Below are 23,533 nucleotides of genomic sequence, written 5' to 3' on the forward strand. Positions count from 1 at the left end.
GTGGCGTCCCCAAGGGGATTTGAACCCCTGTCGACGGCGTGAAAGGCCGTTGTCCTGGGCCAGCTAGACGATGGGGACACCCTGTGCGCCTTGCAGCGCGGAAGAGACGGATACTCCGAAGGCGCGGGGTGCGTCAAGCGAAAAAGATGGCGGCGCGGCAGGATGATGCCGGGCCGATGGCGCGGCGGCTCAATTCCGGCGGCCGGGCTTGGCGTCCTTCGGCCTGGCGGCGTCGTCGTCCAGTTCCCGGAACATGCGCACGTAGCTGGCGTAGGCGCGGCCCACGGGCGATTCCGGGTCGAACGCGCCCAGCAGACCGCCCAGCTTTTCCGGCCTGGGGGGCACGCGCGGCGGGGGCGCGCTGCGTTCCACGCGCACCTGGTCCAGCGGGGTGCGGCGTTGCAGCAGATGCACCTCCACCCGCTCGAAGTACGGCCCGTCGGACACGTCGGCCATGAAGGCGTTGACCCGTTCCAGGATTTCCGGCGTCAGGAAGGTCAGGTCCTGCATGGCCATGTTGTCCTCGGCCCCCACCAGCAGGATGCGCTTGCGGTGCCCCAGCGGGTAGGCCAGCACGGCGATGTCCACCCCCATGACCATGTCCCAGTTCTCCCACAGGCGGACAAGGCGCATGCGCTCGGGCGCGCCGCGTTGCTCCAGGAAGCCGCGCAGGGCGTCGCCGATGGCCTTCACAGGGGCCTCCGGCGGGCGACCGGGGGGTGGGGTGGATGGGAGGGCACGCGCGTCATGCCGGGCATGTAGCATGCCCGGCCGTGAAACGCACCGTGCCCGCGCGGGGGGAGGCCGGGGGGGGGCGGCAGGCCCCGCCCCGTGCGATTGGCGAGGTTCGCATGGTGAAGCGCGCCGCGAAAAGCGCGCCGCCTCCTGCGATATAACGTAGTGGCCTTGGTCGTTTCATAATACGGAATGAAATTCAAGAGCGCCCGGTTTCGGCCGGGCGCTCTTCGTTGGTTTGAGGGTTAGCTCGCCGCCTCGGCGTGGGCGGCCCGCATCCGGTCGGTAGCGATGCGGTGGTACTCGGGGGACAGTTCAATGCCGAGGAAGCGGCGGCCGGTGGCCATGCAGGCCACGCCGGTGGTGCCGCCCCCGGTGAACGGGTCGAGCACGAGTCCGCCGGGCTGCGTCACGGCCAGCAGGTCGTGCAGCAGGGCCACGGGCTTGCCGGTCAGGTGGACCTTTTCGGCAGGGTTCACGCTATGCCGCAGCACGCCAGGCAGGCAGTTCCGCGTGGCCGGGTTGGCCTTGCGCTTCACGGCGTACACCATGAACTCGGCATCGCGCCGGAACTCACCGAGCATCGGGCGGGCGGACGGCTTGTGCCAGACCACCAGCCCTCGCCACAGCCATCCTGCGGCCTGTACCGCGTCGGTGGTGGACGGCAGTTGCCGCCAGTCGGTGAAGACCAACAGCGGCGCGCCGTCGCGCGCCATGCGCCAGCACTCGGTCAACCACAGAGTGGCCCACGTGGTGAAGCTGCGCTGGTCCTTGTTGTCACCCAGCATGGCCGGGTAGCTGCGCTTTGTGCCGCTGGTCTGGTACTTGACCGCCGGGTCGGCCTGCCTGGCCGTCAGGGTCATCCCCCCGCTGGAGTACGGCGGGTCGGTGATCACAGCGTCCACGGATTCTCCGGGCAGTTCCCGGAGCACGGTCAGGGCGTCGCCCTGGATGATGGTGGCCACATCGCCAATGCGTTCAATCGGTCGGTCCATGCGAGGTCTCTCTTGAGGCTCGCTGGCCTTCCGTGCCGGGGGTCGTGCCCCTCACATGGTTTAGCGTCCCGCAGCGCGGGCATTTGATGGTGAGGTCGATGGCCTCTCCCTTGGCCAGCAGGCGGCGGCAGTTGCCGCAGCGCACTTCCCGTTGCGTGTGTCCCGTCATGTCGTGCTTGGTGGTGGCGGCCACTGGCGTCTGCTACAACCTCGGCACCCCTGATCAGGGCCAAGGAGCAGCGGAGCGAACCGGCGGGTGGCAACCCGTCGGGGGCCGTGTTCCGGCGTGGTAGCGCCGGGGCAGTGGGGGCGCTCAACGCCCCCGCCTGTTCCTCTCGGCTTCGTGCCCGGTCGCGTCGTCATGCTTGGCGGATGCGACCGGGCATTTCCTTTCTCGCCCTATTTGATTGTCGGAGAGCAGGCCCGGCGCGCCGGGCAGTTGCGGGACTAGCCCGTGGTGCCCCAATGGGAGCCGCCGAACAGCCGGACGGCGGCCCAATACGCCCAGGCACGGACGGGGTAGCCCATGGCCAGCATGCAGTCGCGCAGCAGGGCGTCTGCCCAGGCGCGCCATTCGGCGGGGCCGCCCTGCTCATAGGCCAGATCATGTTCCGTGCAGCACCGTTCCCAGGGCGGCAGTTTGCCGGTCACCCGCCGCCAGACCCTGCTGATCGTTCCCGCGCCGCCGCATCCGTTAGGCATTGGCGGCCTCCGGCAGCGTGTAGACCGGGACAATGGCCGCGATGGCCGCGCGGGCCTCGCCCTCGTCAGACAGGGCTGCGGCCGCGTCCAGCGCATCCTGGTAAGCCAGACGCTGGCCGACGACGTGGCCGGAGATGGACACCCACGCGGCGCGGTTGGCCCGGATGCGCGCGGCCAGCGCGGCGGCGTCCATGCCCCGCGCGGCCGCGATGGCACGCACAAGCGGCGCGGGGGCGTCGGGGTTGCCCTCCAGGGCGTTGGCTTCCTCGTACTGCTGGTCCCAGGATGCGATTTCCGTCGGCCCGTACTCCGCCTTCATGGGCGCGAGCACGGCCTCTGCCCCGTCGCGGATCTGCCCCTGCTTGGCGGCAACGACACTGGCCAGCGGCTGGGGGGGCTCTACCTCGCTCCAGCCTTCAGGCAGCGGCCCCAGGTCAACCACGACATGCGGCGCGCCACCTGGCAGCCACCCCTCCTTGCCCCTGTGGTCTTCGACGTACTCCCAGCCATCCCCCGTGGCATTCAGCACGCGGGCGTAGCCATCACGGGTAGGCGGCAAGGGCGCGTCCGCAGCGGCAACGGCGTGCGCCGGAATCAGCCAAGCTCCATCGGTCAGCGGGTCGGGGTCGGCGACGCCCTGCCCCAGAAGTTCGCGCGTCACGCGGTCATAGTGCAAGATTTCCACGGGTAGGCCTCCTAGTACTTGATGCACGCCAGGAGCGCACGGTTGCGGGGACGGGTTTCAGAGCCGCCGCGACGGATGTCGTAAGGGGTGACCGGGTTGTCCACCATAATGGAGTACGTGCTCCCCGCAAGGTCTGCGGTTTTGACCCCCATGGTGTTGTCGGCATTGAACCCGTCGTTGTGGTTGTGCTGCTTGAACTCGTCAGCCTGCCACGTTCCCGCGCCTCGCCCGGCGTCAACCCCCCGGCCGTCGTCCCAGCCGCGCCGAAACTCGCCGCGCAGGTCCGGCACGTTGAAGGTGGTCGCGCCGTCCCCCAATCCGTACAGCGATTGGGTATAGCTGTGCGTTCCGGACTGGGTTCCGCTGGTGTTCACCCTGCTGCCGCCCTCGGCCGACAGCAGGTAGAAGGTGTTCGCGTTGATCACCTCGACGAAGTAGTCGGCGCTGGTGGACAAGCCCGTCGGCAGCGCCCCGGTAGTGGACAGGCGCAGCCGCTCCCCCCCCGTGAACCCGTGGGATGCCTTGGTGCAGACCGCAGGGCTGGCAAGGGTCACGGTAAAGGTCTGCGCGCTGAACCCCAGGTCGGTAACCAGCTTGGCATACAGGCTCGCATAGGTGGTGCGGCTGACGGCCGCGCCGTTGCATTTCAGGAAGCCCGTGGGGGCCACCTTCCCGGCCACGTCAATGATGGTGCCCACGGGCATCAGGGCATTGGCAAGGGCAGCAACGAGGCCGGGAGGGGTGACGGCCATGTCGCCGACGCCTGCAATGGCCTCGGCCGTCGTGGCCAAGCGCACGAGGCCAGCTTCCACGGTGGTGGCCATGTCCGGAGCCGCGCCCGCAATCAGCACGCCAATGGCCGCCAGCAGCTGCTCCAGGTTCTCCTCGTCCGGCGTTAGCCCTGCCCCGGCGATGACGGCCAGAATCTCACGCATGGGGTGTTCGATGGCCTCGGCGGCCACCGGACTGCCCTCAATCCCGGCCGCCAGGTTCTCGGTGATGTAGGGGGCGTTCGGGTCTGTCGCCCCGATGGGGGGAACGTATTTCATATGGATGCCTCCTCGTAGGCGATGACAAGTTCCAGGTGAGCAGGGTTCAGGCGGCGCAGCAGGCATTCCAGGTCGGTGGCGCGCACGATGCGCGTCAGCCTGTCACCGGCGCTGGATGAGCCGCACCGGAAGCGTTGGACGCGGGGGCCGTGGATGGTCACATGCCAGACAAGCCGCTCCTCGTGTCCGCCGCCCACCTGGTGGCCGCAGCGGGAACGCCCGCAGATGAAAGGACGGCCCCGCCCCACGATGGTCACGGTGTAGCCAAGCCGCGTCGCCAGCCGTTCAAAGAACAACAGCGTCAGGCCGGACTTCTGCACCAGGGCGGACCACAGGGCGCGCCGCCGTTCCCCCAGGGAGATGGCCGTGTCCTGGGTGCAGACGTCGGGCAGGCCCGCGAAGGTCTCCCACTCGCCCAGCAGTTCCAGCGCGGTGCGGGGGTCGGTTTCCTCGAACAGGTCGGCACTCCGCCGGTCCGCGCGGGCCATGTCCTCGGCCAGGCCGCGCAGGGTTCGCGTCACCAGGGCGTCGGGTTCGCGCGGCCATGCGTCGCCGACAGGCAGCAGGGCCTGCAACTGGATCAGGTATTCGGCGGCGCTGGCCATCAGCTTTCACTCCAGGTCGTGCCGCCGTAGGTGGCGATGACCCCTGCCGCGTGCGCCACGTTGGCCGTGGGGTACAGCAGCACGTGGTCATACTCCCCGGCCGCCGTGGAAATGACCTCGCGCACGTGGCTGATGAGCAGGGTTCCGCCCGGCTCGGCCTCGCGCAGGACCAGTTCCTTCAGTGCCGCCTCAATGGCCAGCCGCACGCTGGCCTGTGCGGGCGCGAGGTCCGCGAGCTGGAAGACCAGCGGCGCGGGCGTGGGGGCGAACACCAGCGGTTCGCAGCCGGGCGGGCAGCGGTCGGGATGCTCCAGGTACGCCTGCACGGTGGCCACCATGGCCACGTCGGGAATGATGGAGTCAGACGCGTTGTCGCACACGAACGCCAGCCCCACCGTGCCGCGCCCCACGTAGCGGGGATAGGCCCAGGCGCGGGTAACGCCGGAAACCTGCAACGCCCAGGTCACCCAATCGTTGGTGGCACCACCCTGCGGCGGCTCCTGCACGTAGGCACGCAAACGGGTGCGCAGCGCCTCCACCGTTTCCTCTTCCGTGCCGCCAGCCAGCCCGGCAGCCCCGATGGTTGCGGCGGACTGCACCCCGGACATGGTGGTGGTCAGCCGCAGCGCAAGGCCAGCCGCAGTATTGCCCGCCGTCCCCGCCACCACGGCCTCGACCGGGGCTACGGCGCTGCCGCTGGCAATGGCCACGTCGGCCATGGTCTGGAACTCCGTGCCGTCGGTTCGCTGCAACAGGGTTCCGGCGGGGATCGGCGTGCCGGAGATGCCGGTGAAGGTCACGGTGCCGCTGGCTGCCTCGGCCGCCTTGCGCGCCACGCCCCACCAGTTGGCCCAGCGCAGCAGGTGTTCCTCGTCGGCGGTGTCGGGCACCACCTGCGCGGCCAGATAGTCGAGATAGCCGTAAAGTCCGTGCTGGGTTCCGGCCACGGCCCGCGCCAGCACGGCCACGTCGGCGGCGGGCAGGCGGGCGTCCGCCCCTTCCATGCGGGTGTCGATGTCGCTTTCGATGCGCGCGACCAGCGCGGCAAGCGTCGGCCTGTTGAAGCTCACAGGGGCCTCCTGAAGATTTCGGTAACGCTGGTGCCGTCAGCCAGGGTGATGGAGATGGTCAGCACCAGCACCCCGGTGGCGTCCGCAGCCCAACTGGCGTCAACGCTGACGGTGGCCGCCCACCCGCCAGCGATCAGCCATTGCAGGGCCTCTTCCGCGTACCCGCGTGCGCGGCGCGCCGTTTCCGCCGTCTGCTTCTCGCGCGAGAGCAGCCACAACCGGCTGCCGGTGATCCACGATGCGCCGGTCGGGGCCTGCGCCGGGGATACGATGTCACCCCACCATCCCCGCCTGGCGTTCAGCCCTGCCGAACCGGCGGGCAATTCGTCATCGGCCCCGGCCCGCGCGTCGGTGAACAGGCTGATCACGATGGCCCGGCGCAGGCCGCCGTCGGCAGCCAGCAGGCCACGCTCCAGCGGCGCTTCCAGGGTGTAGTCTTCGGCCATCTAGCCTCCCACGGGCGACCCGGTCGGGCCGCCGCCGTCGTTCTCGGGGTGTACGTGTTCACGCAGCGAAACACTGCCCGCCTGCACGTCCGCATCGCTGGTCACGTCGCCCGTGACGTGCATGGACCCCTCGAAGGTGGCGGCAGACACGCCGCCCCCTGCGGCCCGCGCGGTGAAGCTGGGCGTCACGTATTCCACGCTTTCTGACGCCTCGACGGTGTACCGCTTGGTGACCACGGCCACGTCCTCGTCGGCGGTGATCTGCGCGTGCAGGGTGGTCAGCTCGACGTTGCGCCCCCGCTTGAACACCAGCGAATCCCCCTCGTCGGTGTACAGGGCAACCTCGCCGGGTTGCAGGCCCTGCAAGCGGAACATGCGGTCGCCCACGGCCACGATGACGCCGGAAGACCGGTCGCCGCCCACGAACATCACGGCGGCCTCCATGCCCGGCAGCGGGCACGAGGTGAACCCGTAGTGCTCGAACATCTCCACCGAGTCGCGCGCCTCGCCCTTCAGCAGGCCCACCTGGGCCGCCTGCACACGACGCGAGGAGTCCACCAGGCGGACCACGGCGCGGGCCACCATCAGGCGCACCCGCTGGATCAGGGGGGCCGACATCCGATTGAAGTCGTCGCGGTTCATCAGTCGTCGTCTCCCGCGTCCCAGCCGCGTTTTTTCTTGGGCTTTTCCGGCTCTGCCAGCACGGCGAAGGCCGCCGCGCGCATCACCGTCAGCTCCGTCACCGTGCCCTCGCGCGAGGACTGCCGGAACTGCGCCTGGGTAATCACCCACAGGCCGGACAGTTCCACCAGATCGTCCCGAAGCTCCACCGTCTGCCCCGGTCGCCACAACGCGCCCTGCGCGTTGCGCCACCCCGGCAGGGTGTAAACGGCCTGCCTGCCCCGCGCGGCGCGCGTCTTCGCCTCGTGCGCGGCGCGGCTGGCCAGCGAAGGCCCGCCGCCCTGCGTTTCCGCCACCAGCACCAGGGGGCGGTGCCGGGTGACGCCGGGGTCCGTAGCGCTGCCGCTGGGGCTGGTGATGGTTTCCGCGTCGTCGCCGTCGTCAGGGTCGGCCCCGCCATCGGCATGGGCCACGGCGGTGTAGTCCGAAAATCGTTCCGCCATGCTCCGCACGCCACGGCCGGACAGCACCGTGTCACCCGGCATGATGGTGGCCACCGGGCTGCCCTCGCTCACCGTGCCGATGACCAGCCCGCCAAGCCCGTCGGACCATGCCATCAGGCCGCGCTGGCGCAGCAGCCGCTCCAGGGTTGCCGCCACGGTGTCGCCGGGGTTGGTGGAAAAGCGGGGGAACGCGGCAGAGGCCGCAGTCGCGCGCGCCTGCACAGAAATGCCGAAGGGCGCGCACAGGTCCGCCGCGATGGCGGACAGGCTGCGCCCCTGCCAGTCCTTCACCGGTGCCGAGCAGTCCACAAGGTCGCCCGCCTTGTCCCGCCCCGTGATGCTCGTCTCGCGGCGGCTGGCGTCATAGTCGGTGGAGACATCATCCACGTAGCCGGTGACCACGGTTTCGCCGTCGATGCGCACCACGCACGGCGTCCCCTCGGCCACGCCCAGGCGCACCCGGCTGCCCCCGCTCACCCATTCATCGGTCAGGCGCACGTCGTACTCGCCGGACAGCCTGTCCAGGGCCAGGGTGATGGAAACATCCGTCCACCCTTCGTGAATCTGTCCGCCCACGTGCAGGCTCACCACGTTGCTACTCATCGCGGACCACCTTCAGGGTGTTGCCGCCGGGCACGAAGCCGGGGTGCCGGATGACGGGGTTGCGGGACAGCACGTCCGTTTCGCGCGCGGCGTTGCCGTAATAGGCATAGGCCACCACCAGGGCGGGCAGCGTCGCGCCGGGCGTAAGATCGTCCAGCCTGGCCAGGTCCGCGCCGCGCACGGTGATGTCGCGCACCACGGCGGTGCGCAGGGCGTGCAACGCCTCGTACAGGGGGTCCGCCGCCGTGGCCATGGCCTCGTCCAGGTCGGCGGCCACCTGCTGGCGCACGGCAACGGCGTCCTCGTACACCTCGAACTCCATGTCGGTGGTGGCGCGTGCGGCCTGCACCACGGACAGCCCGGACGTCAGGTCGGACAAGGCCGCCTGGTTGACGGTTGCCTGCGAGGAAGAGGAGGTGACCAGCGGGCGTTCAGGGGCCATGGCTGCCAGCTCGCGCGCCGCCGTGTAGCGGCTGTTGCCGCCGCTGCCGCCGGTGGAGACGCCCCCCACCAGGCTGCTGATGGTCGAGCGGATGGAGTCGGCCAGCGAGGAGGGCTTGTCCATCAGTGCGGTGGATTGGCGGCGCAGGTTCAGCAGCGACCGGGCGGCCGCAGGCGTGCCCCACGAAACGGAACCGGCGCGGTCCATCCAGCCTTCCGCCTGTTCCAGCGCCTCGGACCGCACAAGGTCCGGCCCGATGACGCCGAACCGGTCGGCAAAGTCCGCCACGTAGGCGTCCTCGGCATCATCGGCCGCGTTCGATGTCAGCGCGGCCGTGTCGGTGCGGCTGGTGTGCCCGCCGCCCTCGGTGTCTTCCACGAAGTCCAGCCGCCACGCGACATAGCCACCCATGTCCAGCCGCTCGGATGCGGTGAACTGGCGCACCCGCACGGTGTGCGAGAGGCCCCACGGGTCCACGTACTCGCCGGGGCCGTCCTTCTCCAGCGCCTCCAGCAGGCGGTTGCGCGGCCCCAGGTACTCCCGGCCGAACTGGAACGCCTCCACCGACAGCTGCCGAGCCTTGCGGCCCATGTCCTCGTTGGTGGGTTCGTCGCGCTTGGGGTACTCGTGCGTGGCCAGCCGGCGGCCGCCCGCGTAGTCGCGTGTGGCCACCTCGAACTTCACGCCCCGGAACGATGCCGGGCGCATGTCCTTGCGCCAGGTGCTTTCCGTCGCCATGGCCGAACCCCGCTAGTTCGCCCCGGCCATCATCGGGCCGGTGCGGGCGTTGATGGTGACGCCGGGGCTGTCGGATCGGGCGGCCACGCTGGACCCGGCAGGCAGCCCGCGCACGGTCAGCTCGATGACATGGCGCAGCACGCCCTTGCCCTGGGCGTCGGTCTGCTGGGTGGCCCGCGCCCCGGCGGCCGCGCCGCGTTCCTCTGCCGCAGCGGCCCCCGCGCCCATGCGCGGCAGGGGCGCGCCGGGCTTTCCCGCACCGGCGGCGGAACCGGGGGCGGCAACCTTGCCCCCGGCTGCACCGGGAGCCTCCGCGCCCTGGGTGCCGGGTCCAGCCTTCGGAGTGGCGGGCGTGCCTGTGGTGGCGGATGCGCCGATGCCCATCCACTTGCCCACCGTCTCGAACATGGGCCGCAGCTTCTCCCACACGCCGCCGACCCAGCCGACAAAGGCGTCCCAGTAGGGCTTCACGGGTTCCCATATGCCCTTGAAGAACTCCTGCACCGGGGTCCAGTGATCAATGAGGTAGGCCGCACCCAGCCCGATCAGGGCAATGGCAGCTCCTATCGGCGTGGCCACCATGGACGCGGACATGACCCGCCAGGCCATGCCGAGCAGGGCAATGGCGGGCGGCAGCACGGTCAGCGCCGCGCCCATGGCCAGCAGGGTGAAGGTGAACGTGGGCGAGGTGTCCGCAGCATCGGAAAGCAGGTTCACCAACGGGGTCAGCATGGACACAACAGCACCCAGCGGTGCCAGGAACGAACGGCCCACGGAATCGCCCAGCTTCTCGACCGAGGCGCGGAAGGCCGTGGTCTTCTCGTTGTACGTCGCCATCATGGTGGCGAACTGGCTATCCACGGTTCCGCCGCTTTTCGTCATGATGTCGTTCTTCAGGGCCTTCATTTCCTCAAGATCAGCCAACACCGGCTTGAGGAAATTCTGAACCTGCGCGTCGCCAAAGATACGTGCAATCTTGAACGGGTTGGTCCCTAGCTTCTTATGCAGAGCGTCAAGCACATCCTCCAGCGGGTTGCCCCCCTGCTGCATGGACTTCTTGATGATGCGCTCAATGTTGATTCCGGCCTTTTTGGCTTTGGCCAAGACGTCCGGGGCGTTCAGCGCTTTGAGGAAGTTGCTCATGTTGTTGGCAGCTTCTCCAGGTGTTGCGGCCCCCTTCTTGGCAATCTGAAGAGCTGCGGCAAGAGTCCCGACGGCCTCACTCCCCTGTAGGCCAAGCATCTTCGCGCTTGCCCCAAGCTGGGGGAAGTACTGTGCCATGTCCTTCAGCTCGAATGCACCCTTGTTGCCCGCGTAAGCCAAACGATCCATTTCGGCAGAGAGGGAGCCCGGCGCAACCTTCAAGGTGTCGACAAGGACAAAAGCCGTGGCAGACAGGTCGTCGATGGCAGCGCCGGTGGCGGTGGCAGTGCGCCCGATGGAATACAGCGCCGTCTGCGCCTTGCCCGACTCCATGCCCGCGCTGACCAGCTTGTTGAACCCGCCTTCCAGCTGGTCCACCGACTGATTGGTGGATTCCGGCACGGCCAGTTCGCGCAGCCGGTTGCGCAGTTCGCGCACCTCGGCTGCGGTCAGGTCTGCCGTAATGCCGGTTGCGGCCAGCCGGTGTTCCAGGTCACCCGCCATGTTCACCGCGCTGCGGATCATCACCAGCGAGGCCACCGCCTGACCCACCTGGGCAAGGTTGCCCTGAAGGTCGTTGGCGCTGCCGCTCATGCCGTGCATCTTGCGGTCGGTGGCATCCAGCGCAGCGCCCAGGCGTGTCGAACCGTCGGCAAGGCGGGTCATTTCCGACCGCGCCCCGCTGAAGGAAGACCGGAAGCCGCCCGAAAGAGCGGCCCCGATCATTATGTTGAGCGCCATCTGGCCGGAACCCAGCACGTCAGCCTCCTATCCTTCTCCAGAGATGTCCCGCGCCAGGCGCAGCGCCTCGGCGTGGTATGCGATGAACTCGGATACCCGCATGTCCTCTATTTCGTGCCTGCCCCATCCGGCGACGTGTCCGAGTTCGAGCGCGGCGCGGCGGATGCGGCCGCCTGGGGCGAGATGAAACCCATCAGCGCCCGCTGCAACTGCACGTAGTCGCACACGGGCAGTTCGCGCAGGGCTTCCGTGTCCAGGCCGCACAGCCGCCCGATGAGGCGCACTTCCATTTCCGCCTGGGTCTGGCCGGGCTCGTCCACGGCCAGTTGGTCCTTCACGAAGGGCTCGCGCATGGACAGCTGTTCGTACTTCGCCTCGCCCACGAAGAGCGGGCGGGACAGCCTGATCACCTTGGGTTCGCGGGGCTGGGTGGTCGTGGTCATGGTGCCTTCCTATGCTTCGTCGGCGGGGTTGCCGGTGAGTTTGACCTTCATCTTGCCGCCTTCGCCCTCGGACAGCTCCAGCACGTCCTCCACGAACGCCTCGCGGATCACCCAGGTGCGGCCGATGTCGCCCCTGAAGGTGACCGTGGCGTTGGTGATGTTGCGGATTTCTTCCACCGGGGTGTCCTTGGTCACGTTCACCTCGCATTCGAGGGTGGCGGGCACCAGTTCTTCGGCAAAGCCCACACTGTTGGTGCCGATGACCGGCTTGCGCGACTGCCCGCCCAGGTTGAGTTTTGCCGAGCGCTGGGTGTCCAGCGTCTTGCCGTCGTAGGCGATGACCGCCCTTCCGAGATATTGAGACATGTCGTTCTCCTGCGTGTTGCGGGCGTGGGGTTAGACGCGGAACTGCACCAGCGCGGCGAACACGCGCAACTGGTTGACCAGGTCGGGCGGCAGCACGACGTCCACGCGGGTGGGATCGTCGGCGTTGCGTTCCACCACCAGCTGATCCTTGAACGCCGTCAGGTTTTCCACCCAGCCGCGCTCTTCCCAGGCGCGGGCCAGGGCGATGAGTTCGGCCCGGATGATGCTGGGCGTGACGATGGCCTGCCCGGCACCGAACCGGGTGCCGTCGTCGGCCAGCTTGTGCCGGGGAAACTTCTGGCTGATGCGGGCGCGCAGCGTGCTGCGCAGCACCGAAAGGGTGGCCAGCGTTTCCACGTCCAGGTAGCTGGGGTCCGGCAGGTTGTAGGCGTTCACCTGGTAGGTGGTGATGGCCCGTTCGATGGACACGGTGCCGTCCACGGCCACCATGAAGGTGCTGACGCCGTCGTACAGCAGCAGGTTGCGCTCTGCGCGGGTGAACCGATCCGGCTCGGCCGGGGCGAGGATGCCGGGCAGCTCCAGGGTTTGCAGCGGCCGGGCGGGGTCGATGCCCAGCTGGTAAGCCGCCACCGCGCCGTAAACGGCCGCCCACAGCCACGGCGGCGTGGGGCTGCGCTGCGCGCCCATGATGGAGATGACTTCGGAATTGCGGGCGCTGCCGATGGTGGCCAGCGCCGCGTGCGTGCCCGAAACGGACGCCCACGCCTGCCCCTCTATCTGGCGGGTGGCGGACCAGCGGTCCTCCAGTTCCTCTTCCAGAGCGGCAAGGTTGGCGGTGTCCGTCCACGGGGTGATCACGTGGTGGTACTGCACGTCGCCCAGGGCGGCGAGGGCGGTGGTCACGTCGGGGTTGCCGGTGCCGCCCGACATTCCGGAAGGGGCGGCGATGGTCACGGTCAGCCCGGCGGGCACGGCATCGCCCTGCCAGTAGGTGGTGCGCAGGTCCAGCGCGTTCATGGTCTCACCCTTGTGGCGGGCGGTCAGCGTGACCACGGCCCCGGTGGCCGACGCCGTCACCGGCAGGTCGGGCATCTCGCCCACCGCGTCGGCAAGGTCGGCGGCCACGGCGGAGGCCAGAGCGCCCACGGCCACGGCGGCCTGCACCTTCACCCCGCCCACGTAGAGCAGCAGCGTACCAGCTGCCGTGGCGGTACCGGCAATGGTCACGGTGCCGGTGGCGGCCTGACCGGCGGCGTTGTCGGCCACGGGCACGGCCCACAGGTCGGAATCCTCGTTGGCTTCCTTGAAGGCGTAGGCCATGGCCGCCAGCATGCTGCCGCGACCGAACAGCGCCACGGCATGGTCGCCGGACAGCACCCGCACGGGCACGAGGGGTTCGGCCGAACCGGTGGACAGGCGCTGCCCCAGCAGCAGCACGCGGGTGATGTCCCGCACCAGGCCCTTGTTGGCCAGCGAGTTGTCGAACTCCGCGTATTGGCCCGGCGTGCGGATGGTCACCGGGATCTGCGAGAAGCTGATGGTCATGGGCTACTCCTTCTTGCCCGGCTTGGCCGGTGCTGTGTCGCTTTCGGTCACCTCCACGACATCCCCGGCAGCCAGGCGGCGCAGCCAATGGCTGTTGCGGGGCTTGGATTCGCCACCCTGCGCCAGGGGCTTGCGAGTCTCGGGGTCGCGCACCATGTCGTCGGGCCGCGCGGGCCGGATGACGAACGTGGGGACGGGGACTTTGGAAGCGCGGTTCTTGGCGGTCTGTGCGGATTGTGTGGTCATGGGGGGGTTACTCCTGGTGGAACTCCACGACATCGCGGAGCGGTTGGCCGTCGAAGAGGGGCACGGGCGCGCCCCAATCCCCGGCATAGAGCGTGAAGTCGGTAATGCCTGCGGCCTTGGCCACCGCCTCGGCGGGGGTCGTTGCCCCTTGCGTGTTTTCGGGCAGCGCCGCCTGGGGTGCGTCCGCCGGGACCGGGTGGTTCCAGTTGGTGGCAAACTCCACGGACACGACGGAAATGGCCTGCGTGCGCAGCTTGCCGTTGAACAGGATGCGGGTGCCGTGCGGCACCAACGGGGAAATGTGTTCGCCAAGGCCCAGCGTCTGGCCGCACAGCAGGGCCAGCACGTCATCGCGCATCTGGTGGGTGCCGACCTCGCCGGGCTTGCCGCCGTGGCGGGTGGCCTGCTCGTTGCGCAGCGACCGGGCAACGCACAGCACGGCAAAGGTGCCCCGCTCGGTGTAGTGGCTGCCGTTGTCGTCGGCGCGGCCCACCCCCGTACAGGTAACCAGGGCGCAGGGCAGCACGTTGGCGATCTTGGCCAGTTCGTCTTCGGCCTCCAGTTGGCCGCCATAGCTGTCCACGCGCCGCAGCCCGTAGCCCAGCACATCGCGGGGGGCAGAGGAGAGGCGGGCGATGATGGCGTTTTCGATGGCGGAGATCATGGCTAGGCCCCTTCCAGGTAGTGTTGGATGATGTCGAGCACGTCGGCGCCGTCGTCGTCGGAGATGCCCAGGAACGGCCGGGGCGGAATGGTGCCCCACGGAATGGGGCCGCCGCGCCGGGTGCGGCCCGATGCGCCGCGCAATATCCCCAGCTGCAAGGCGCGCGCGTAGGGCCAGTTGGTGCCCAACTCCACATGATCGCGGCCGGGCCGGTAGGAGACGCTGCGGTACAGGTCGCCCGAGATGCGCAGGATGGGTCCGGCGTCGCCGCGCCGCTTGACCGTCACCGGCGACAGCGCGGGCCAGTCGGAGCCGTCCGGCCCTTGCTGTTCTTCAAACCGGCGCTGCGTGCGCTGCAACATCTGCGAACCTATCTCGTCCATGGCGGGCAGCAGGTTGTCCGCACGGGCGGCCAGCCTTGTCAGGGCGCTTTCGATGGCGTCCAGCCCGCCGGGCCGGACGGTGAAGGTCATGCCGCCAGCCATCAGAACCCCCGCATGCTGCCGTCGGTGAACACGCGCCCACCAACGGTCAGCACCGTTTCGCCGGATGCGCCGGGGGTTTCCACGCCGGTGGCCTGCAACTGCACAACGCCACGCGCCACATCGCGCAGGCCCTGCAAGGCAGACTCGTGCCCGGCCTTGACCACATCAGGCACGCCCGCCTTGTGCAGGTAGAAGCGGGCGATGTCGCAGCACCAGCGGCGGACCATGTCGGGCACGGGAGACAGCGGCACCCGGTAGCGCGCCGCCACATAGCCGTTGATCAGCTCCGTGGCGTCGCCCAGGGCGGTTTCCACCACGGCCTCGACAACGGCCCCGGTCAGGTCTGTGTCGGTCAGTTCCACCAGCTCCTGCTGGCCGAACCGCGTTTCCATGTCGCCGATGGTCGCGTACATCGCCCGCTCTCCTTACTGGCCGCCGCTGGCGGGGGCGTCGCCGGTGTTCTGGGGGGCGGCGTCGCCCGAGCCGGTGGCGGCGTCGGCCTTGTCGTTCTCGCTCTTGCCGCCCTTGCCTCCCCTGGCGGCCTTGGCCGGGCTGGCGGGCTTGGCGTCGGCGTCGGTGGCTTCGGCATCGGACAGGTCGGGAACGTCCACCTCGTCAACAACCAGCATGGGGTCGCCGGTCAGGGCTTCCAGCTGCTCGTCGGTAAACGTCCCGGCGGGGTAGTCGCGGGTGCCGCTGTGGGCCATGCCCGCCCGGCGGAACCCGTCACGCTTCGAGGTGATGCGGATCATGGTCGGCATGCGGCACCCCCTACAGCCACGGCGAAACGAGGATGTCCGCCGAGTTCTGGTAGACGTTGGTGGCCCCGCTGGCCTCGCGTTCGCGCTTGACCACTTCCAGCGCCTGCTGTTCCAGCGTGGTGGGCACCACAAGCAGCGACGCCTTCACGCCCAGCGGGCTGCCCTTGTCGCCCTTCATGCCCTGCATGGCTTCGCGCGCCGCCGCGTAGTTGGCGGTGGTCAGGTCCTGCTTGCTGGCATAGGCCAGCTGCCACAGGCCGAAACCGGCGTTCACCCGGCAATCGACGCCGTAGCGGTATTCCTTGCGGGTGAACACGGCCTCGTCGGTGGGCTGGTCCATGCGCACGAAGGTGTAGTCGCGCCGCTTCTGGAAGATCAGCGGCTTGATGGCACGGGTAACGTCCAGCAGGTACCACGCGGTCCCGGTGCCGCCGCCGAAGTTGCTGACGCTGGTCTCGTTGCCGTTTTCGTCCAGCACCGGGTGGTCGGTGTCGAAGAAGTACTGGCCGTCGTAGCAGCGGCCGGTGAACCCGGACGCCAGCAGGCCGAACACCAACCGCGAGGGATGTTCAGCGGCGTCCTGGCCGAGCTGGGCGAAGAAGGGCGTGTAGATGCCCAGGGTGTCGTCTTCGAAGTCGTCGCGGTCCACGCCCACCGTGTTCTCGAACGACTTGTTCTTGATGGTGAAGTCGTGGGTCTTCAGGTTCTGGATCACGCGGTCGCCGATCCACTCGCGGAAGCCGGTGGACTTGCCCAGGAAGGGATAGGTCTCCTGCTTCGTCGAGCTGTTCACGACCATGGCGATGCGTTCGTGCTCGGACTTCACGCCCGCGAAGGCGTTCTGGTAGACGACCTTGAAGCCGGTAAAGGCCGCCTGAAGGCTCTGTGCGTTGATGTTCATGGTGTCTCCTAGAACCCGACCCACACGCCCGAGGCGTCCAGGTCCTTGATGATCCCGGCGGCGGGGCGCGCCCCGCTGCCGTCGGTGGCCGCCACGGTCTGGTCATCCACGGCGTAGGCCTTCTTGCCCACGTGGGCGCGGGTGATGCTGCCGTCGTTGGCCAGCTTGATCGCGCCGCGCGTCTCGGTAAGCACATTGATGTCGCCATCCGCGCCGGTGCTGTTGTCTGCCGGGGAGACGGACCAGCCCATGACGGTCAGCGTGGGCACGGCGGACGCGGGCACCGCAAAGCCGCTGGCGTTCAGGGCCACCAGGCCACCCGCGTGCAGCCTGGTGGTCGCGGCCACGGGATACTCGTAGCGCGCGTCATCGCGGCGCAGGGTGTCTCTGTCCTTGGTCAGGGCTGCCATTTACGCACCCTCCTTGCCGATGTTCTTCACGTAGTCCTCTTCCGAGAGGCCCAGCTGCGCGCAGATCGCGCGGTCCGTGTCGGTCAGCTTGCCGCCGCCCTGGGGCGGACCACCGGCGGTCGCGTCGGGTCCGGGCGTCACCACGGCGACGGATGCGGACATCCACGCCTTGAACCCCTCGGGGTCCTTGGTGGCGTAGTCGGACGCCCATCCTTCCATGGCCGGGGTGACCTTGTGGGCCGCCTTGGCCTGGTCCACCAGGTCCTTGGCCTTGGTGGCGGCCACCTCGTTGCGCAGGCTCGACAGGTTGTTGGCCGTCTCCTGGTACATGGCGATGGGCACGAACTTGGCCGGGTCGGGGGTGGCCGCCCGGCTGGCCACGGCGCGCACCTGGTCGGCGATGACGCCGGGTGCGGCATCGTCCGGCACCTCGACGGCCTTGGCGATGGCAACCAGCCCCGCGTTGGCGCTGTGCGCTGCGGTGACGAGGCCCTGTACCTTGGCCGCCACGGCATCGTCGGCGCTGTCCGGGGACAGGCCGAGAATGCTGGCAAGCGTTTTCTTGAGGTCCATGTCTTCTCCTCTGGTGGGGGGTTGAGCCTCTTCGCCAATGCGGCAGTCGTCAGGCGAGTCTGCGAACCCTGCGGATGGCGACCGCAGCGCGCGGCGGGAGGCTATGGCGGTAATCAGCAAGTTGGGCTGGTTGGTCAGCGCGACCGATTCGATGCGGCTGATGCGCCCGTCCTTCCGGCCATGCTCGAACACCGGGGACAGGTAGCGGTACTCGCGGCTGGCCACGTGGGCAGCGGCCTTGTCGGTCCACGTCACGCGGCCCCACACCTCGCCGTTGCGCGCTTCCAACTGGCTGATCCAGGCGGCGGCAATGGCGGGCTGGCCGTTCACTTCGGAAAAGACCAACTGGTGGTCGTAGTCGATGGGGATGTCGGCACCGGCCTGATAGGCCATGGTGGCCCGGACGATGCCTTCGGGGTCGTCGTTGCGGTACGGGCCACGGCCGTCACGGCCACGGAAAACACCAGCCGGGAGCAGTTGCACCCACTCCGGGGGAGTGACCGTGCCGCCGTCCGACGGCTGGCCCATGGCCACGGCGTGGCATGCCAGCATCTGGGGGGTATCGTGTGTGGTGTCCATGCGCCCCTTCTAGGGCGCATGGCGTAGCGGCGTCTTTTAAAGCCCTTTACAACATGAGGCGGAGGGGAAGCTGCGGGGGGCGGGGCCGCGCATGCTGCCCGAGCACGCGCGGGATGCGTTCATGAACGTTCATGAACGCTATTTGCGGCGCGATGCCCTGTCAGGCCGGACAAGCGGCCACATCGAAAAAATCAGGGGCGCAGGGGCCGTTTTCGCGCGATGCGCTCTTGCGCAGGGTTTCGAGCCGCCGTATGTAGTTCATACAGGTACCGCGCCCGGCGCTGGCCGCGAAATCGCTTCGGCCCGCCATACTCCGCCCAGGCAGCGGAGACGCGAAAGGGGGGTGGCGTTCCCCCGTCGGCGCGGCCTGCATCATCACACATCCCCCTCCACCAGGTCATAACGGCCCCTGTTGCGCAGCTCGGCGGCGCTCGTCGTGCGCCCGCTGCGCACGCTGTTGGTCGTCACCTTCTGCCGGGCTACCCGCGTGGCGTAGTTCACCTTCACGATGACCTTCTCTGCGGCATCGCCCGCGCTCCACACGTAGACCAGTCCGGGGTCCTGCCTGTCCCACAGCACGGCCTGCGGCCTGGCAAGCATGCCGGGCAGGCTGGCCAGCGTGGCGGCAGGCAGCTTGCTGCCCTTGGCGCTGCGCTGCATGTGCAGCACGTCGCCGTCTGCGATGGTGATGGCCCCCGACGCGGGCGTGATCTCGCGCTCCTGAAGGAACGACAGGACACCTGGCGAGAGCGCCCCGACCACCCGGCGCTCGCCCGTGGCCCTGAACGCGCCGCTACCCGCCCGCTTGCCCACCTCGCCAATCCATGCCGCATAGTCCTTTTCCAACGCGGGCAGCACGAACCCTGCGGATTCTGCCATGGCCCACGCCGCGACGGTCGGCGGCAGCGGCGCCAGCTTGTCCATCAGGGTTCGCGCCGCATGATGTTCCAGGGCGGCCTTGCCGGGGTTGTAGGCCCAGCCGGGGTCGATGCCCTTGGGCACCATCACCCGCTCACCCGTGCGCGGGTTCTCCCAGGGCAGCATGGGGCGGGGCGGTGCTTCGCTTACCGTGTAGCCGTAGCGGTCCATGTCCCGCTGCCCCAGTTGCTGGACGGTGCACCGGCAACGCCAGCCGTTGGGCGGGTAGTGCGTATCCCACCACGGATCATCAGCCGGAAGCACCACGCCGTGCCACCCCCGATGGTCCGGCCTGGTGCGTCGGTCCAGGATGGCCACGTACCGCAGGAAGGGGCGGCGGTCCTTGGTGCGCTGCACGCGCGCCCACGCTCCGGACGCATGGGCCGTGCGCAGGTTCACGTCGTAGATGGTGCGCAGGCGGCGCGGGCTGCCCAGCTGCACCTCGCGCACCTCGCCGGTTGCCGGGTCCGGCAGTTCCTTGCGGCCCCACCAGCCCTTGGCCTGCAAAAGGGGCGTCAGTTCGCGCTGGAAGTCGCGAAAGGTCTGGCCCTGCTCCAGCGACTTCAGCACCTGCCCATGCACATCACCCAGAATGTCGAACCCTGCGGACTTGGCCACGGTAAAGGCCGTGGCGTGCGCCTCTTGCCACATGTCCTGCCAGGCCCATGTTGCAGGCAGTTGGTAGCCCTTGGCCTTGAAGTAGGCCACGGCCTCCTCGGGCGGCAGCGGGCGCATCTCAAGCATTACCGCCACCCGCATCCCCGTCACCGCCGATGGCCTGGACAGGCGCGCCGGTAAGCCCTGCCAGCTTGGCAACAAACAGCGCCCGCGCCAGCGCTTCTGTCAGGGCTGCGGTGTCCTGTGCGGTGACGACTTCGGGCAGGCGGCGCAGGAACTCATCGTGCGTGGCGCACTCGTCCAGCAGTTTCCGGATCGGGTCCACCATGCCCTGCACCAGCGGCTGCCAGTCCGCCAGGGCCTCGTCAGCCAGCATGTCCAGCGCGTCCGTATCTTCGTTGCCCCCGCCCGGCCGAGCCGCGTGCGCTGCCCGCTGCGGGGCCGCTTCCTGTTCCGGTGCGGGCTGGGCGATGGCCTGGGGCATCAGCACCTCGGCACCTTCGGCGGGTTCAGGCAGGCCGAACTTGTCGCGGACCACGCTGGCCTCAACGCGCAGGCCAAGGGGCACCAGTTCTTTCAGCGCCACCACCAGCGCGGCCATGTCCTCGGCATCCTGCCGTGCAATGCGCAGACGCGGATACCGCAGGCGCGGCCCCAGGTTCAGGTCCACCAGCGGGCGCACCAGGTCGCGGTTGAGCGTGGCGGCCAGCTGGGCCGCGTCGCTCTGTTCGATGTCCTCGCGCACCTGTTCGTGGGCATTGGCCGTGCCCACGTGCTGGCCGGTGTCCGTGGTGCCTGTCTGGCCCAGCACCGCCTTGGAAACCTGCCGGTCAAGGAACGCGGCCAGTTTCTCGAACAGGTCGATGTTGCCGGACATCTTGGCTTCGATGAAGTCTATCTGCATCGAGGCCGGAATGATGGCCGCCGCGTCGCGCGCGATGTTGCGCACTGCACGCAGCAGAGCCGCCTTGTCCGATTCGCTTGCGGACCCGTCGTACTTGCCCACCCGCAGCGGATGCCCGAACACCTCGGCGAACTGCACCCACGACTTGATGTCGAAGTTCTTGAACAGCCACCCCCACGAGATGGCGTAGGCCAGCCCGCCCCGGATGGGCAGGCCGCTTTTGGTCTTGTGTATGTGGGTGATGTACTTGAAGGGCGTCAGGGGCAGCAGTTGCCCCCCCGCGTCCAGCAGGCGCAGCGTGTGGCCGTCGGCGGGGTCGAACCGGAACCAGCGCGGGTCGCGCCATATCAGCGCCTTGGGCATCCAGTGCCTGCCGCTGGTTTCCCACACGATCTCGGTGCAGCTGAAGCCCTTGCCGATGCCGTCCAGCACGTCGAACAGGGCGAACTGCGCCTCGTCCCATTCCAGCCATTCGCGCACCAGGTCTGCGGCGGCCACGTCGGCCTTGTCGTCGCTGGCGGCCACCACGGTGATGGGCAGCCCGGAAACCTGCAACCGGCGGGTGCCCAGCACCGACCGGTAGTGCATGTCCTTCTCTTCCATCTCCTCGGCCAGCTCCAGGTATTGCAGCGGGTCGCCGTTTTCCGCGTCGCGCAGGATGGCGGCCAGCCGTTCCGGGGTCATCCCCTGAGCGGGGTGGCCGGATATGATTTGCCGCACGCCGGTAAGCGTCGGCCCTGCTTCCTCGTCGCGCAGCCTGCCCGTGTCCACGGCCCTGCCCAGGTGATCGTACAGCATCAGTATGCCCCCTTGCCGAAGCGCGCGCGGGGTGCATCCCGCGCATCGTCCGGGTCGTCGTCGTATCGGGGGCCAGCCCCCGTGGGTTGTGCGGGTTCGTAGGCGTATTCCATGACTTCGGCGCAGGTGGCGGCATAGGCCAGCACCCCAGCTATGCCGCTGTCGCCGTGGCGCTTGGCTTTCTTGCCCTTTGTCTTGTCGTTCGATGTGTCCGCGTCGGGCAGCCTGCCCACGCCACGCACCAGCTTGAAGGCCCGGTGGTCGGCAATCACGTTGGCATCGCGAGGGATGACTATCGTGCCATCCTCGAACGCTGCCTTGTAGCGGGGCATGTTCTCGCGGTACCAGTTCTCCGTCATCTTCACCTGGGCGATGCGGCCAAGCCCGTACTCCTGCGCGGTCAGTTCCGCCACATGCGCCCCGTTGCCCGAGGCGTCCATGGCCCCGGCGGTAAACAGGGGCAGGCGGTCTATCAGGTACCACAGCGCCTGGCGCTGCTGGTCGAACGGGACGTTACGCACCTCAAGCACGAACGGAGCGCGGCGCACCAGCTTCTGGTCCACGGCCAGCGGAAAGACCACGGTCAGGTCACCCGAGCGGGCGAAATCCTGCCCGAAGTAATGCCGCAGGTTGGGGTCGCACCGGGCCAGCAGCGGGGCCAGCACGCCGCTACACCAGTCCCGGCACTCCGCCACGCGCAGATGCTCCGGCCATGCGACGTAGCTGTCGGGCATTTCCCAGCACACCACGGGTATGTCCGGGTCGGACCGCAGCTCGAGCAGGGCCAGCGGCAGGTATGCGCCTTTGCCCCGGCTGGGGATGCACATCAGTTCTTCGTCCGCGCCGTCTCCGTATTGGGCAAAGATGCCTTTGCGCCATTCGGCCTCGGCCTCCGGCGACCACTCCTTGCCGCGCATCAGGCAGATGCGCTTGTACAACCCCTCGGACAGGGCACGGTCGAAGTCGATGCGCACCAGCTTGTACGGCTTTCGCCCGGCGCGGATATCGTTGCACAGCGTGTTGAACGGGTTTTCGTCGCCGTCGTGGGTGCTGATGATGCACACCTTGCCGCCCCAGATCAGCAGGGCCAGGGCGGACTTCAGCACCTCGTCCAACTCGTCGTGGAAGGCCGCCTCGTCGCCGATGACGAAGCCCTGATAGCCGCGCAACGAGCGCGGGCGGGATGTCAGGGCCAGTATCTGGAAGCCGCTGGCAAAGGTGATGCGGAACGCCTTGATGTCTTCCGTCTCGCCGTTGGGCTTCATGGACCGGAACAGGCACTCGTCCACATCGGACGCGGCGGGCATGAATGCCTTGGCCCACATGGCGCAGGTGTCGATGAACTCCCTTGCCATCTCGTGCGAATAGCCAATGTACAGGGTATCCATGCCCCCGGCTGACCGGGCCGCACCGGAGATGAGCACCGCAGCAGCCCCGACGGCCCAGGTGATGCCGGTACGCCGCCCCTTTTCAACGACGGTGACGTCGTTTTCGTAGATCGCCGCCACCGTCTCCTGCTGGTACAGCAACAGCACGTCGGGCAATTCCTGTCCGGCCAGCACGTCGGGCATGGCCTGCCGGGACTGCTCGCGGTGCTTGCGCCACTCCTCGGCCGTGACCGGACCGGCGGGCGGCCCCGCGATGGCCGCAACCGTGGCGGTGTGCTGCGCGCTGGCCGCCATCATGCCGGTGCCCCCTGCGGGCGCACCCCAAGGATGCGCGCTTTGATGGCCTCTACCGTTTCAAGGGAGAGGCCCTTTTCACGCCCGGCGACTTCGGCTGCCTTTGCGGCATTTGCCGTGGCCACCTTGGTGGCTTCCTCACGGATGCGAGCGATAAGGTCCGCATCGGTGCGGGACGCCTTGGTCAGGTGGTCCAGCGCTTTGGCCAGCAGCATGGCCCCCATGGGATTCAGGGGGGAGTTGTCATCGCTGCCGCCCTCCGCGTCGCCTTCCGTGCCGCCTGCCTCCGCATTGGACACGATGTCCAGGATCACCGAGTGCATCAGCTCCACGTTCATGCGGGCCGTCTTGCTTTCGGGGGCGTCGCCCAGCCGCTGCACCAACGCCTCGGCCACGGCGCGACTGCGGTCGATGCGCTCACGCACCTTGTCGATGCTCTGCTTGTAGCGGTGCAGGGCGCTGCGGCTGACGTCCACGTCCAGGGCGGCCAGCGCCTTCAGTATTTCGTCCAGGGTGCGGCCCTGTCCCAACAGCACGCCGATGCGCTCGCGGACCTCGGGCGGCAGGCGTTTGATGGTGGACTTGCGCGGCATGGTGGCCT

Annotated in this window: 28 protein-coding genes and 1 tRNA gene; all 29 read right to left on the reverse strand. The window is 68.6% G+C overall.

The features are described from left to right. Position 1 precedes the first annotated feature (1 nt). Positions 2–78 (reverse strand) — tRNA-Glu (locus RVX_RS02495). A 111-nt stretch (positions 79–189) separates the two neighbouring features. Beyond that, positions 190–693 (reverse strand): DUF721 domain-containing protein, encoded by a 504-nt coding sequence (locus RVX_RS02500; RefSeq protein WP_007526473.1) that lies wholly within the window; start codon positions 691–693, stop codon positions 190–192. 287 nt (positions 694–980) lie between these two features. Then, complete coding sequence (locus RVX_RS02505) at positions 981–1,730, reverse strand: DNA-methyltransferase (RefSeq protein WP_420192355.1); 750 nt, start codon at positions 1,728–1,730, stop codon at positions 981–983. Next, positions 1,714–1,899, reverse strand: coding sequence for a Com family DNA-binding transcriptional regulator (locus RVX_RS02510; RefSeq protein WP_420192428.1), 186 nt, complete (start codon positions 1,897–1,899; stop codon positions 1,714–1,716). The genes RVX_RS02505 and RVX_RS02510 overlap by 17 nt, the downstream gene beginning before the upstream one ends. A gap of 278 nt (positions 1,900–2,177) precedes the next feature. Beyond that, complete coding sequence (locus tag RVX_RS02515) at positions 2,178–2,432, reverse strand: hypothetical protein (protein ID WP_420192354.1); 255 nt, start codon at positions 2,430–2,432, stop codon at positions 2,178–2,180. Then, positions 2,425–3,117: a hypothetical protein gene (locus tag RVX_RS02520; protein WP_420192353.1), complete on the reverse strand. Its 693-nt coding sequence runs from the start codon at positions 3,115–3,117 to the stop codon at positions 2,425–2,427. Before RVX_RS02520 ends, RVX_RS02515 begins: the two co-directional genes overlap by 8 nt. An 11-nt stretch (positions 3,118–3,128) precedes the next feature. Beyond that, positions 3,129–4,166, reverse strand: a complete 1,038-nt coding sequence (locus RVX_RS02525) for a tail fiber protein (protein WP_420192352.1) — start codon at positions 4,164–4,166, stop codon at positions 3,129–3,131. Next, positions 4,163–4,771, reverse strand: coding sequence for a YmfQ family protein (locus RVX_RS02530; RefSeq protein ID WP_420192351.1), 609 nt, complete (start codon positions 4,769–4,771; stop codon positions 4,163–4,165). Before RVX_RS02530 ends, RVX_RS02525 begins: the two co-directional genes overlap by 4 nt. Continuing rightward, positions 4,771–5,841: a baseplate J/gp47 family protein gene (locus tag RVX_RS02535; protein ID WP_420192350.1), complete on the reverse strand. Its 1,071-nt coding sequence runs from the start codon at positions 5,839–5,841 to the stop codon at positions 4,771–4,773. Before RVX_RS02535 ends, RVX_RS02530 begins: the two co-directional genes overlap by 1 nt. Continuing rightward, positions 5,838–6,287 (reverse strand): phage GP46 family protein, encoded by a 450-nt coding sequence (locus tag RVX_RS02540; protein WP_420192349.1) that lies wholly within the window; start codon positions 6,285–6,287, stop codon positions 5,838–5,840. Before RVX_RS02540 ends, RVX_RS02535 begins: the two co-directional genes overlap by 4 nt. Further along, positions 6,288–6,929 (reverse strand): phage baseplate assembly protein V, encoded by a 642-nt coding sequence (locus RVX_RS02545; protein ID WP_420192348.1) that lies wholly within the window; start codon positions 6,927–6,929, stop codon positions 6,288–6,290. Beyond that, positions 6,929–8,014, reverse strand: a complete 1,086-nt coding sequence (locus RVX_RS02550; protein WP_420192347.1) for a phage baseplate assembly protein — start codon at positions 8,012–8,014, stop codon at positions 6,929–6,931. The genes RVX_RS02545 and RVX_RS02550 overlap by 1 nt, the downstream gene beginning before the upstream one ends. Next, positions 8,007–9,194, reverse strand: a complete 1,188-nt coding sequence (locus RVX_RS02555; RefSeq protein WP_420192346.1) for a DNA circularization protein — start codon at positions 9,192–9,194, stop codon at positions 8,007–8,009. The genes RVX_RS02550 and RVX_RS02555 overlap by 8 nt, the downstream gene beginning before the upstream one ends. A 12-nt stretch (positions 9,195–9,206) precedes the next feature. After that, positions 9,207–11,096, reverse strand: coding sequence for a phage tail tape measure protein (locus tag RVX_RS02560; RefSeq protein ID WP_420192345.1), 1,890 nt, complete (start codon positions 11,094–11,096; stop codon positions 9,207–9,209). Positions 11,097–11,185: 89 nt separating this feature from the next. Beyond that, a complete protein-coding gene (locus RVX_RS02565) occupies positions 11,186–11,521 on the reverse strand; it encodes a phage tail assembly protein (protein ID WP_420192344.1) in 336 nt (111 codons plus the stop codon). 9 nt (positions 11,522–11,530) lie between these two features. After that, on the reverse strand, positions 11,531–11,887 hold the full coding sequence (locus RVX_RS02570) for a phage tail tube protein (RefSeq protein ID WP_420192343.1): 357 nt from the start codon (positions 11,885–11,887) through the stop codon (positions 11,531–11,533). Positions 11,888–11,917: 30 nt separating this feature from the next. Further along, complete coding sequence (locus RVX_RS02575) at positions 11,918–13,393, reverse strand: phage tail sheath subtilisin-like domain-containing protein (protein WP_420192342.1); 1,476 nt, start codon at positions 13,391–13,393, stop codon at positions 11,918–11,920. Between the two features lie 3 nt (positions 13,394–13,396). Further along, positions 13,397–13,639: a DUF2635 domain-containing protein gene (locus RVX_RS02580; protein WP_420192341.1), complete on the reverse strand. Its 243-nt coding sequence runs from the start codon at positions 13,637–13,639 to the stop codon at positions 13,397–13,399. A 7-nt stretch (positions 13,640–13,646) separates the two neighbouring features. Further along, on the reverse strand, positions 13,647–14,303 hold the full coding sequence (locus RVX_RS02585) for a phage protein Gp37 (protein ID WP_420192340.1): 657 nt from the start codon (positions 14,301–14,303) through the stop codon (positions 13,647–13,649). A 2-nt stretch (positions 14,304–14,305) separates the two neighbouring features. Beyond that, a complete protein-coding gene (locus RVX_RS02590) occupies positions 14,306–14,776 on the reverse strand; it encodes a phage virion morphogenesis protein (protein WP_420192339.1) in 471 nt (156 codons plus the stop codon). A gap of 11 nt (positions 14,777–14,787) precedes the next feature. Next, positions 14,788–15,201: a gp436 family protein gene (locus RVX_RS02595; protein ID WP_420192338.1), complete on the reverse strand. Its 414-nt coding sequence runs from the start codon at positions 15,199–15,201 to the stop codon at positions 14,788–14,790. A gap of 12 nt (positions 15,202–15,213) precedes the next feature. After that, positions 15,214–15,549 carry an HI1506-related protein gene (locus tag RVX_RS02600; protein WP_420192337.1) on the reverse strand — a complete coding sequence of 112 codons (336 nt, stop codon included), beginning with the start codon at positions 15,547–15,549 and terminating at the stop codon, positions 15,214–15,216. Between the two features lie 10 nt (positions 15,550–15,559). Next, positions 15,560–16,450 carry a Mu-like prophage major head subunit gpT family protein gene (locus tag RVX_RS02605; protein ID WP_420192336.1) on the reverse strand — a complete coding sequence of 297 codons (891 nt, stop codon included), beginning with the start codon at positions 16,448–16,450 and terminating at the stop codon, positions 15,560–15,562. Positions 16,451–16,458: 8 nt separating this feature from the next. Next, positions 16,459–16,860 carry a hypothetical protein gene (locus RVX_RS02610; RefSeq protein WP_420192335.1) on the reverse strand — a complete coding sequence of 134 codons (402 nt, stop codon included), beginning with the start codon at positions 16,858–16,860 and terminating at the stop codon, positions 16,459–16,461. Then, positions 16,861–18,012, reverse strand: coding sequence for a phage protease (locus RVX_RS02615; protein ID WP_420192334.1), 1,152 nt, complete (start codon positions 18,010–18,012; stop codon positions 16,861–16,863). Positions 18,013–18,387: 375 nt separating this feature from the next. Next, positions 18,388–19,674 (reverse strand): phage minor head protein, encoded by a 1,287-nt coding sequence (locus tag RVX_RS02620; RefSeq protein WP_172596684.1) that lies wholly within the window; start codon positions 19,672–19,674, stop codon positions 18,388–18,390. Beyond that, the gene (locus tag RVX_RS02625; RefSeq protein ID WP_116308278.1) at positions 19,667–21,250 is read right to left on the reverse strand and encodes a DUF935 domain-containing protein; all 1,584 of its coding nucleotides are present in this window, start codon (positions 21,248–21,250) and stop codon (positions 19,667–19,669) included. Before RVX_RS02625 ends, RVX_RS02620 begins: the two co-directional genes overlap by 8 nt. Then, positions 21,250–22,935: a hypothetical protein gene (locus RVX_RS02630; protein WP_216362363.1), complete on the reverse strand. Its 1,686-nt coding sequence runs from the start codon at positions 22,933–22,935 to the stop codon at positions 21,250–21,252. The genes RVX_RS02625 and RVX_RS02630 overlap by 1 nt, the downstream gene beginning before the upstream one ends. Continuing rightward, positions 22,932–23,525, reverse strand: coding sequence for a DUF3486 family protein (locus tag RVX_RS02635; RefSeq protein ID WP_116308277.1), 594 nt, complete (start codon positions 23,523–23,525; stop codon positions 22,932–22,934). The genes RVX_RS02630 and RVX_RS02635 overlap by 4 nt, the downstream gene beginning before the upstream one ends. Positions 23,526–23,533: the final 8 nt, after the last annotated feature.

Source organism: Nitratidesulfovibrio sp. HK-II (genome assembly GCF_003402415.2).
Lineage (GTDB): Bacteria > Desulfobacterota > Desulfovibrionia > Desulfovibrionales > Desulfovibrionaceae > Cupidesulfovibrio.

What these genes read in the sequence shown, in the direction of transcription:
- RVX_RS02505 (WP_420192355.1), bottom strand. Translation starts at nt 1,730, where the DNA reads ATGGACCGACCGATTGAACGCATTGGCGATGTGGCCACCATCATCCAG.
- RVX_RS02510 (WP_420192428.1), bottom strand. Translation starts at nt 1,899, where the DNA reads ATGACGGGACACACGCAACGGGAAGTGCGCTGCGGCAACTGCCGCCGC.
- RVX_RS02515 (WP_420192354.1), bottom strand. Translation starts at nt 2,432, where the DNA reads ATGCCTAACGGATGCGGCGGCGCGGGAACGATCAGCAGGGTCTGGCGG.
- RVX_RS02525 (WP_420192352.1), bottom strand. Translation starts at nt 4,166, where the DNA reads ATGAAATACGTTCCCCCCATCGGGGCGACAGACCCGAACGCCCCCTAC.
- RVX_RS02530 (WP_420192351.1), bottom strand. Translation starts at nt 4,771, where the DNA reads ATGGCCAGCGCCGCCGAATACCTGATCCAGTTGCAGGCCCTGCTGCCT.
- RVX_RS02540 (WP_420192349.1), bottom strand. Translation starts at nt 6,287, where the DNA reads ATGGCCGAAGACTACACCCTGGAAGCGCCGCTGGAGCGTGGCCTGCTG.
- RVX_RS02545 (WP_420192348.1), bottom strand. Translation starts at nt 6,929, where the DNA reads ATGAACCGCGACGACTTCAATCGGATGTCGGCCCCCCTGATCCAGCGG.
- RVX_RS02550 (WP_420192347.1), bottom strand. Translation starts at nt 8,014, where the DNA reads ATGAGTAGCAACGTGGTGAGCCTGCACGTGGGCGGACAGATTCACGAA.
- RVX_RS02555 (WP_420192346.1), bottom strand. Translation starts at nt 9,194, where the DNA reads ATGGCGACGGAAAGCACCTGGCGCAAGGACATGCGCCCGGCATCGTTC.
- RVX_RS02565 (WP_420192344.1), bottom strand. Translation starts at nt 11,521, where the DNA reads ATGACCACGACCACCCAGCCCCGCGAACCCAAGGTGATCAGGCTGTCC.
- RVX_RS02570 (WP_420192343.1), bottom strand. Translation starts at nt 11,887, where the DNA reads ATGTCTCAATATCTCGGAAGGGCGGTCATCGCCTACGACGGCAAGACG.
- RVX_RS02575 (WP_420192342.1), bottom strand. Translation starts at nt 13,393, where the DNA reads ATGACCATCAGCTTCTCGCAGATCCCGGTGACCATCCGCACGCCGGGC.
- RVX_RS02580 (WP_420192341.1), bottom strand. Translation starts at nt 13,639, where the DNA reads ATGACCACACAATCCGCACAGACCGCCAAGAACCGCGCTTCCAAAGTC.
- RVX_RS02585 (WP_420192340.1), bottom strand. Translation starts at nt 14,303, where the DNA reads ATGATCTCCGCCATCGAAAACGCCATCATCGCCCGCCTCTCCTCTGCC.
- RVX_RS02590 (WP_420192339.1), bottom strand. Translation starts at nt 14,776, where the DNA reads ATGACCTTCACCGTCCGGCCCGGCGGGCTGGACGCCATCGAAAGCGCC.
- RVX_RS02595 (WP_420192338.1), bottom strand. Translation starts at nt 15,201, where the DNA reads ATGTACGCGACCATCGGCGACATGGAAACGCGGTTCGGCCAGCAGGAG.
- RVX_RS02600 (WP_420192337.1), bottom strand. Translation starts at nt 15,549, where the DNA reads ATGCCGACCATGATCCGCATCACCTCGAAGCGTGACGGGTTCCGCCGG.
- RVX_RS02605 (WP_420192336.1), bottom strand. Translation starts at nt 16,450, where the DNA reads ATGAACATCAACGCACAGAGCCTTCAGGCGGCCTTTACCGGCTTCAAG.
- RVX_RS02610 (WP_420192335.1), bottom strand. Translation starts at nt 16,860, where the DNA reads ATGGCAGCCCTGACCAAGGACAGAGACACCCTGCGCCGCGATGACGCG.
- RVX_RS02615 (WP_420192334.1), bottom strand. Translation starts at nt 18,012, where the DNA reads ATGGACACCACACACGATACCCCCCAGATGCTGGCATGCCACGCCGTG.
- RVX_RS02620 (WP_172596684.1), bottom strand. Translation starts at nt 19,674, where the DNA reads ATGCTTGAGATGCGCCCGCTGCCGCCCGAGGAGGCCGTGGCCTACTTC.
- RVX_RS02625 (WP_116308278.1), bottom strand. Translation starts at nt 21,250, where the DNA reads ATGCTGTACGATCACCTGGGCAGGGCCGTGGACACGGGCAGGCTGCGC.
- RVX_RS02630 (WP_216362363.1), bottom strand. Translation starts at nt 22,935, where the DNA reads ATGATGGCGGCCAGCGCGCAGCACACCGCCACGGTTGCGGCCATCGCG.
- RVX_RS02635 (WP_116308277.1), bottom strand. Translation starts at nt 23,525, where the DNA reads ATGCCGCGCAAGTCCACCATCAAACGCCTGCCGCCCGAGGTCCGCGAG.